This is a genomic window from Streptomyces sp. NPDC058086, from assembly GCF_042885015.1.
In the GTDB taxonomy this organism is placed as follows: Bacteria; Actinomycetota; Actinomycetes; order Streptomycetales; family Streptomycetaceae; genus Streptomyces.
This window is the reverse complement of record NZ_JBHVST010000201.1, coordinates 1-8,573: the sequence shown is the minus strand read 5'-3', so window position 1 is coordinate 8,573 and position 8,573 is coordinate 1. Positions and strand designations below refer to the sequence as shown.

Annotated in this window: 8 protein-coding genes, 1 pseudogene and 1 riboswitch; of the genes and pseudogenes, 5 read left to right on the top strand and 4 right to left on the bottom strand. The window is 71.4% G+C overall.

Annotated elements, in window-relative coordinates; translation table 11 throughout:
- Positions 1-154: 154 nt before the first annotated feature.
- Entirely contained in the window at positions 155-982 is an 828-nt protein-coding gene (locus ACFVWD_RS56240) for a DMT family transporter (RefSeq protein ID WP_101400224.1), read from the bottom strand.
- A gap of 155 nt (positions 983-1,137) precedes the next feature.
- On the opposite strand from ACFVWD_RS56240, the gene ACFVWD_RS56235 reads away from it, so the two are divergent.
- On the top strand, positions 1,138-1,488 hold the full coding sequence (locus ACFVWD_RS56235; RefSeq protein WP_389606769.1) for a hypothetical protein: 351 nt from the start codon (positions 1,138-1,140) through the stop codon (positions 1,486-1,488).
- 65 nt (positions 1,489-1,553) lie between these two features.
- On the top strand, positions 1,554-2,741 hold the full coding sequence (locus ACFVWD_RS56230; RefSeq protein WP_389606767.1) for a glutathionylspermidine synthase family protein: 1,188 nt from the start codon (positions 1,554-1,556) through the stop codon (positions 2,739-2,741).
- Between the two features lie 135 nt (positions 2,742-2,876).
- Here the strand turns inward: ACFVWD_RS56230 and rocD are convergent, their stop codons facing one another.
- Complete coding sequence (rocD, locus tag ACFVWD_RS56225) at positions 2,877-4,082, bottom strand: ornithine--oxo-acid transaminase (protein WP_389606765.1); 1,206 nt, start codon at positions 4,080-4,082, stop codon at positions 2,877-2,879.
- Positions 4,083-4,208: 126 nt separating this feature from the next.
- Positions 4,209-4,296: riboswitch (ZMP/ZTP riboswitch) on the top strand.
- Between rocD and ACFVWD_RS56220 the strand changes: the two genes are divergently transcribed.
- Positions 4,278-5,774: a glycine hydroxymethyltransferase gene (locus tag ACFVWD_RS56220; RefSeq protein ID WP_389606763.1), complete on the top strand. Its 1,497-nt coding sequence runs from the start codon at positions 4,278-4,280 to the stop codon at positions 5,772-5,774. (Overlaps the previous riboswitch by 19 nt.)
- Positions 5,775-5,824: 50 nt before the next feature.
- On the opposite strand, the gene ACFVWD_RS56215 is transcribed toward ACFVWD_RS56220, so the two are convergent.
- Positions 5,825-6,514: a hypothetical protein gene (locus tag ACFVWD_RS56215; RefSeq protein WP_101400229.1), complete on the bottom strand. Its 690-nt coding sequence runs from the start codon at positions 6,512-6,514 to the stop codon at positions 5,825-5,827.
- Between the two features lie 129 nt (positions 6,515-6,643).
- Here ACFVWD_RS56215 and trpS point away from each other — a divergent pair, with 129 nt between their 5' ends.
- Together trpS and ACFVWD_RS56205 are read left to right on the top strand one after the other, a co-directional pair.
- Entirely contained in the window at positions 6,644-7,657 is a 1,014-nt protein-coding gene (gene trpS, locus ACFVWD_RS56210) for a tryptophan--tRNA ligase (protein ID WP_389606762.1), read from the top strand.
- Between the two features lie 214 nt (positions 7,658-7,871).
- A complete protein-coding gene (locus ACFVWD_RS56205; protein ID WP_389606760.1) occupies positions 7,872-8,456 on the top strand; it encodes a 2'-5' RNA ligase family protein in 585 nt (194 codons plus the stop codon).
- 11 nt (positions 8,457-8,467) lie between these two features.
- On the opposite strand, the pseudogene ACFVWD_RS56200 reads toward ACFVWD_RS56205, so the two are convergent.
- Positions 8,468-8,573: pseudogene (locus ACFVWD_RS56200) on the bottom strand (decaprenylphospho-beta-D-erythro-pentofuranosid-2-ulose 2-reductase); the annotation flags it as partial.

The window sequence follows — 8,573 nt, the reverse complement described above, 5'->3', positions numbered from 1 at the left end:
CCCAAGCTCTCGACTCCGCTCGAGCAGGGGGGACCCCCATGACGCCGCAGGGCCCGCCCTCCGGGCGGACGACGGGAATGTGACGACAGGACCTAAAGGCCTCGGTGTGCCCGGCGTTCGAGGGCGATGCCCCAACGCCGGGCTCGTCGCCCCGTCACCCCTCCTCCACCGGCGCCTCCCCGAACCGTGCCAGTGCCAACGCGCCCGCCACCGCCACCACGAACCCCAGCACGGCCAGCCAGGCCAGGCCCTCGCGGGTGCGGTCGCCCAGCCAGATCACCCCCACCAGGGCCGGTCCGATGGTCTCACCGATGACCAGACCGGCCGTGGCCGTCGTCACCGAGCCGCGCTGCAGCGCCGAGGTCAGCAGGATGAACGCGGCGCCTCCGCCGATGAGCAGCGCGTACGTCGCCGGGTTGGTCAGCAGGGTGGCGGGCGCGAGGTCGTCGATCAGCCGTACCGACACCTCTACGACGCCGAAACCGAACCCGGCCCCGAGGCCGAGGACCAACGCCCGACCCCGCCCGGACATCCGCCCGCCCACCAGACCGAGCAGCAGCACCACCACCGCGGTCCCCAGCATCCAGTACTTCAGCGTCATGGACCCGGCCTCGCTGCCCTCCGTCCCGGACGCCAGTCCGAGCATCGCCAGCCCCGCGCACACCACCCCCACCGCGGCCCACTCCACCCCGCTCAACCGCACATGCAGCAGCCGCGCCGCGACCACCGCCGTCACCGCGAGGCTCGCCGCCAGCGCCGCCCCGACCGCGTAGATGGGGATGGAGCGAAGTGCCGCGATCTGCAGCAGGAAGCCGAGCCCGTCCAGCGCGAGGCCCGCGAGATACCGCCACTGCCGCAGCGCCCGCAGCAGCAGCGCCGCGTCCCCGCCCGAGCCGCCGCTGTCGGCCGCCGCCCGCGCGGCGATCGCCTGCAACACCGTCGCCGTACCGAAACAGACCGCCGCGCCAAGTGCGCACACCATTCCAAAGAGCACGAAGTGACTGTAGGGGACGCCGAAAACGAGGGGGCTGCCGCCCACCTGTCAGAGCCGTTCCCTAATCTGATCGCTTGCGCCCAGCAGGGCGCCCACCAGGACGCTCAACAGAACGCACTGTCACGACAAACGGGGGATCGAAGATGGCGGACACACGACGGCAACTGCGCTCGGGCACGGTCGTACTCGGCGGCATGGGACTCCTCGCGGCGGCCCTCACCGCCTGCTCCTCGGAGCCGGACAAGCGCTGCGTCGACCGCGACAGCTACACCTCGGCCAGGGGCTACAAGGTCGTCGCCGACAAGAACTGCAAGACCACCAAGTCCTCGGTCAGCAGCGGCTGGTACTACGGCGGCAAGAAGAAGAGCGGCTGGATCGACGGCGGCTCCTTCACCAAGGCGAGCAAGGGATCCGGCAGCAGCACCAGCGGCGGCAGCCACCACTCCGTCGACCGCGGCGGCTTCGGCAGCGGCAAGGGCAGCTCCGGCGGCTGAGCGACGCGACACCACGTCACCGCACCCGCAGGCCGCGCGCCCAGCACCGATCGGACCCGTACGCCATGGAACGCCGCACCATCGAGCCCCGCGCCGGCTGGCAGCAGACCGTCGAGCAACAGGGCCTCATCTACCCCCTGACCCGCTACCCGGACGACTCCCTGCGCCCCTACTGGGACGAGAGCGCGTACTACGCCTTCTCGCTCCCGGAGGTGGAGGCGCTGGAGGAGGTCGTCGAGGAACTGCACCGCATGTGCCTGGCGGCGGCCGAGCACATCGTCACGGAGAACCGTTTCGCCGACCTCGGCATCACCGACCCGCGCATCGTGCGGGCGGTCACCGAGGCCTGGCGGCGCCGCGGCGAACTCCCCTCCGTCTACGGCCGTTTCGACTTGCGCTACGACGGCACGGGCCCCGCCAAGATGCTGGAGTACAACGCCGACACCCCGACCTCCCTCGTCGAGGCGGCGAGCCCCCAGTGGTTCTGGATGGAGGACCGTTTCCCCGGCGCCGACCAGTGGAACTCCCTCCACGAACGCCTCGTCGCCGCCTGGAAGAAGCAGGCCGCCCTCCTCCCGCCGGGTAGCCCCCTCTACTTCGCGCACTCCGCCGCCGACGAACTCGGCGAGGACCTCATGACCGTCGCGTACCTGAAGGAGACGGCGGAGCAGGCGGGCCTCGACACCGACTGGATCTCGGTGGAGGAGATCGGCTGGGACCCCCTCTCCGGCCGCTTCGTCGACAACCAGCTCCGTTTCATCCGCAGCTGCTTCAAGCTCTACCCCTGGGAGTGGCTCACCACCGACCGCTTCGCCGACCACGTCCTGGACACCCTCGACAACGGCGGCGGTACGGGCACGACCCTGTGGATCGAGCCCGCCTGGAAGATGCTCCTCAGCAACAAGGCCCTCCTCGCCGTCCTCTGGGAGCTGTACCCGGGCCACCCCAACCTCCTCCCCGCCTACCTCGACGGACCCCGGGAGCTGGCCACCACCCAGGGCTACGTCGCCAAGCCGCTCCTCGGCCGCGAGGGCGCGGGGGTGACGGTGCACGCACCGGGCGCCGCCCCCGTCGTACGCGAGGACGAGCCCTGTTGCTACCAGGAGCTGGCCCCGCTGCCCGCGTTCGACGGCAACCACGTGGTCCTGGGCGCCTGGGCGGTGGAGGGGGAGTCCGCCGGTCTCGGCATTCGCGAGTCGTCCGGGCTGATCACGGACGAGTACGCCCGTTTTTTGCCGCACGTGATCCTCTGAGCGGCTCCGGCGAAGTCCGCTGCGGTACCCGCGCCCCTCGGGGGCGCGGGGCTCTGACATCATGCGGCTCCGCCGCGTGGGCGCGGCCAGCCACGGACGGCCCGCGGGTTCATCACGGCGCTTCCAGCGGAGCGCTCAGGCACCGAGCACGGCACGCAGCTGGGCCAGCCCCCAGTCCAGGTCCTCCTTGCTGATGACCAGTGGCGGGGCGATCCGGACCGTGACCCCGTGGGTGTCCTTGACCAGGACACGCCGGTCCATCAGCCGCTCGGAGATCTCGCGTCCCGTGCCGTACTCGGGGGCGACGTCGACGCCCGCCCACAGCCCCCGTCCGCGCACCGCCGTCACATGGCCCGTGCCCGTCAGCAGCCCCAGCTCCCGGTGCAGGTGGTCACCCAGTTCCGCGGCGCGCCGCTGGTACTCGCCCGACCGCAGCATCGCGATCACCTCAAGGGCCACCGCGCAGGCCAGCGGGTTCCCGCCGAACGTCGACCCGTGCTCACCGGGCCGGAACACCCCGAGCACCTCCCTGCTCGACACCACCGCCGACACCGGCACGACCCCGCCCCCGAGCGCCTTGCCCAGTACATACACGTCCGGCACCACGCCCTCGTGCTCGCACGCGAAGGTGCGGCCCGTGCGCCCCAGCCCGGACTGGATCTCGTCCGCGACGAAGAGGACGTTCCGCTCCCGCGTCAGGTCCCGCACCCCGGCGAGGTAGCCGGGAGGCGGCACCAGCACGCCCGCCTCGCCCTGGATCGGCTCCAGCAGCACCGCGACCGTCTCCTCGGTGACCGCCGCCCGCAGCGCGGCCAGGTCCCCGTACGGCACGATGTCGAAGCCCGGCGTGAACGGCCCGAAGTCCGTCCGCGCCTCCGCGTCCGTGGAGAAGCTGATGAGTGTCGTCGTACGGCCGTGGAAGTTGTCGCTCGCCACGACGATCCTCGCCCGGCCGTCGGGGACGCCCTTGACGCGGTACCCCCACTTCCTGGCCGTCTTCACGGCGGTCTCCACCGCCTCCGCACCCGTGTTCATCGGCAGCACCATCTCCATGCCGCACAGCTGCGCGAGCTGCGCGCAGAAGTCGGCGAACCGGTCGTGGTGGAAGGCCCGCGAGGTCAGCGTCACCCGCTCCAACTGCGCCCGGGCCGCGTCGAGCAGCCGCCGGTTGCCGTGTCCGAAGTTCAGTGCCGAGTAGCCGGCCAGCAGGTCGAGGAAGCGGCGGCCCTCGACGTCCGTCATCCAGGCCCCGTCCGCCGTCGCCACGACGACCGGCAGCGGGTGGTAGTTGTGCGCGCCGTGCGCGTCGGCGGAGGCGATGAGTCGTTCGGTGGTGGTCACGGGATCTCCGTTTCCTGCAGCGCGGGGATCGCTGCCGCACGGGGGTCGGGCTCGTGGCTCTCTTCTTATCGTCGCTCGCATGGTGGACGGGGGAACCCGGCGATCCGGCGCGCCCGGTAGGCTGGCCGACGGGGCCGTGACTGGCGCGCTGGGATGGGACCGACCATCGGGGAGCGGCCCCATGAACTGTGTGCCGTGCGCCTGGGCCGACCCGTGAACGCTGAACGCCACGTCCGGAGGCCGTCAATGCCCGAGCCCCTCTCCACCGAGTCCACCGCCTTCCGCAGCGCCCTCGACGTGATCCGGGCCGTGGAGCCCCGCGTCGCCGACGCCATCGGTCAGGAAATCGCCGACCAGCGCGACATGCTCAAGCTGATCGCGTCGGAGAACTACGCCTCCCCGGCCACCCTGCTGGCCATGGGCAACTGGTTCAGCGACAAGTACGCCGAGGGCACCGTCGGCCGCCGCTTCTACGCCGGCTGCCGCAACGTCGACACCGTCGAGGCCCTCGCCGCCGAGCACGCCCGCGAGCTCTTCGGCGCCGAGCACGCCTACGCCCAGCCGCACTCCGGCATCGACGCCAACCTGGTCGCCTTCTGGGCCGTCCTCGCCGCCCGCGTCGAGGCCCCGGCCCTCGCGAAGGCCGGGGTCCGCAACGTCAACGACCTCTCCGAGGCCGACTGGGCCGAGCTGCGCCAGGCCTTCGGCAACCAGCGCATGCTCGGCATGTCCCTGGACGCCGGCGGCCACCTCACCCACGGCTTCCGTCCGAACATCTCAGGAAAGATGTTCGACCAGCGTTCCTACGGCACCGACCCCGCCACCGGCCTCATCGACTACGAGGCGCTGCGGACGTCGGCCCGTGAGTTCAAGCCGCTGATCATCGTCGCCGGCTACTCCGCCTACCCCCGCCTGGTGAACTTCCGGATCATGCGGGAGATCGCCGACGAGGTCGGCGCGACCCTGATGGTCGACATGGCGCACTTCGCCGGTCTGGTCGCGGGCAAGGTCCTCACCGGCGACTTCGACCCCGTCCCGCACGCCCAGATCGTCACCACCACCACGCACAAGTCGCTGCGCGGCCCGCGCGGCGGCATGGTCCTGTGCGACGAGAGCCTCGCCGAGCAGGTCGACCGCGGCTGCCCGATGGTGCTCGGCGGCCCCCTCCCGCACGTCATGGCGGCCAAGGCCGTCGCGCTCGCCGAGGCCCGCCGCCCCGAGTTCCGCGACTACGCCCAGGCCGTCGTCGACAACGCCCGCGCCCTCGCCGAGGGCCTGATGAGGCGCGGCGCCACCCTGGTCACCGGCGGCACGGACAACCACCTCAACCTGATCGACGTCGCCTCCTCCTACGGCCTCACCGGCCGCCAGGCGGAGTCCGCGCTGCTCGACTCGGGCATCGTCACCAACCGCAACGCCATCCCCGCCGACCCGAACGGCGCCTGGTACACCTCCGGCATCCGTATCGGCACGCCCGCGCTGACCACCCGTGGCCTGGGTATCACCGAGATGGACGAGATCGCCGGTCTCATCGACCGCGTCCTCACCGCCGCCGAGCCCGGCACCACCGCCAAGGGCGCCCCCTCCAAGGCCCAGCACGTCCTGGACCCGAAGATCTCCGACGAGATCTCCCACCGCGCCACCGACCTGCTGGCCCCGTTCCCGCTCTACCCGGAGATCGACCTCGGCTGACCCACTCCCGGCCAGGCCCTTCGGGTCCTACAGGCCAGGCCCTTCGGGTCCTACAGATCGATCAGCTCCTGTCGTGGTTCCCGCGGCGGTCCGGCGCCATCCCGCCGGGCCGCCGCGCGGCGTACGAGGACGGTGCCGCCGACGCCGAGGAGCAGACCCGCGCCCAGCCCGGGCAGCACCCGTCGCGCACGCTCCCCGACACCCCGTTTCGAGGCCGGTGCGCCTGCTGCGGCCTCGATCAGCCTCCCTCGCCCCACCACCCGCTCGAACAGCGAGCGCGGCGCGCGGTGCCAGCGGATGTCGTCGTCCACCACGTCGGGCGAGGGGTCCGTGCGTACCCAGGGCGTGCCGTCCGCGGCCAGGAACAGCTGGTCCTGGCGCGCCATGGCGACATCGCCCCCGGGCGCGCTGTCGGTCTGCGGCCAGCCCCCGACCCCGCTCAGCCCCCACATCACGGTGGCCCGTACCGGCGGGAAGTCGCCCGCCGCCCACGCGTCCGGCACCCGCTCCGTCCCCATGTAGGTGGGAGTCAGCAGGTCCCACAGCCGTGTGAAGTCCCGCTCCCCGGAGTGCAGCGCGGTCGTCCGTCCCGTGCCGCTCTCGATGACCAGCGCCATGTCCGGGGCACCGCGCCCCGCGGCAGGTGCGGACGCCCGTGCCGGGTGCGCCCCCAGCACGGCGAGCACCACCCCCGCGAACACCGCGACCCCAGACCTCGCCCGTCTGCCCCGGCCCGCCATGTGTCCCCCGTCCGCCCCCGGTACGTACCTTGAGTACCCGCCTGAGTATCCGCCCGGGTCTCCCCTCCGGGGAGAGCTCTGTTCCCACCTGTTCCCGAGCTCCCGGGTACACCTGAGAGAATGGTGAACATGGCCTCTGAACGTCCCCGCGTGCTCTCCGGAATCCAGCCCACAGCAGGCTCGTTCCACCTCGGCAACTACCTCGGCGCCGTCCGCCAGTGGGTGGCTCTGCAGGAGTCCCACGACGCCTTCTACATGGTCGTCGACCTGCACGCGATCACCGTTCCGCAGGACCCGGCCGACCTGCGCGCGAACACCCGGCTCGCCACCGCGCAGCTGCTCGCCGCCGGTCTCGACCCGGACCGCTGCACGCTCTTCGTCCAGAGCCATGTCCCCGAGCACGCCCAGCTCGCCTGGATCATGAACTGCCTCACCGGCTTCGGCGAGGCCTCCCGCATGACCCAGTTCAAGGACAAGTCCGCCAGGCAGGGCTCGGACCGCGCGTCCGTCGGCCTGTTCACGTACCCGATCCTCCAGGTCGCCGACATCCTGCTGTACCAGGCGAACGAGGTCCCGGTCGGCGAGGACCAGCGCCAGCACGTCGAGCTCACCCGCGACCTCGCCGAGCGTTTCAACGGCCGCTTCGGCGAGACCTTCACGATCCCGAAGCCGTACATCCTCAAGGAGACGGCGAAGATCTACGACCTCCAGGATCCGTCGATCAAGATGAGCAAGTCGGCGTCCACGCCGAAGGGGCTCATCAACCTGCTCGACGAGCCGAAGACCACCGCCAAGAAGGTCAAGAGCGCGGTCACCGACACGGACACCGTCATCAGGTATGACAGCGAGCACAAACCGGGTATCAGCAATCTGCTGACCATCTACTCGACCCTCACCGGTACCGGTATCACGGAACTGGAGGAGAAGTACGCGGGCAAGGGCTACGGTGCGCTCAAGACGGACCTCGCCGAGGTCATGGTCGACTTCGTGACGCCGTTCCGGGAGCGCACCCAGGCGTACCTGGACGACCCGGAGACGCTCGACTCGATCCTGGCCAAGGGAGCCGAGAAGGCGCGCGCCGTCGCCGCGGAGACGCTCGCGCAGGCGTACGACCGGGTGGGCTTCCTGCCCGCCAAGCACTGAGGCGTACGACCGCACACACGTACCGCTGGGCAGAGCGCTGCACATCACTACGGCTGCGCCTGCCCACGGCACAGCTGTGGCCTTACAGTCGATAGCCGGACGGCTGAGTACGAACCAGACAACGCGCCCGGCGACGCGAATGACAACGCAACCGGTGACGCGACCGGCAACGCACCGGAAACGACGACAACCGGAAACGACGACAGGAGGCGACGTGGGGACCGTAACGATCGGCGTGTCGATCGCGGTCCCGGAGCCTTACGGCAGCCTGCTCCAGGAGCGGCGCGCGGGCTTCGGCGACCCCGCGGCTTGTGGCATCCCCACGCACGTCACCCTGCTGCCGCCGACGGAGGTCCACGCCGCCGACCTGCCGGCCGTCGAGGCGCATCTGACCGAGGTCGCCGTGGGCGGGCGGCCCTTCCCGATGCGGCTGTCGGGCACCGGCACCTTCCGGCCCCTGTCACCGGTGGTGTTCGTGAAGGTCGTCCAGGGCGCCGAGGCCTGCACCTGGCTCCAGCAGCGGGTCCGCGACGCCTCCGGTCCCGTGGCGCGCGAACTGCAGTTCCCGTACCACCCGCACGTCACGGTGGCGCACGGCATCGACGACGCGGCGATGGACCGCGCGTTCCAGGAGCTCGCCGACTACGACGCCGAGTGGCCCTGCACGGGGTTCGCGCTCTACGAACAGGGCCCTGACAGTGTGTGGCGCAAGCTCCGGGAGTTCGCCTTCGGCGGATCCGTGGTGCCACCGCAGGCGGGCCACGCGGACGTGGAACGCGGGACCATCGCCAGCCGCTAGTCGCCGTCGAGCTAGATCGGCAGGCGGCGGAACAGCGCTCGCGGCACGTGCCGCAGCGCCGCCATCACCAGCCGCAGCGCCCCCGGCACCCACACCGTCTCCGAGCGCCGTCGCAGC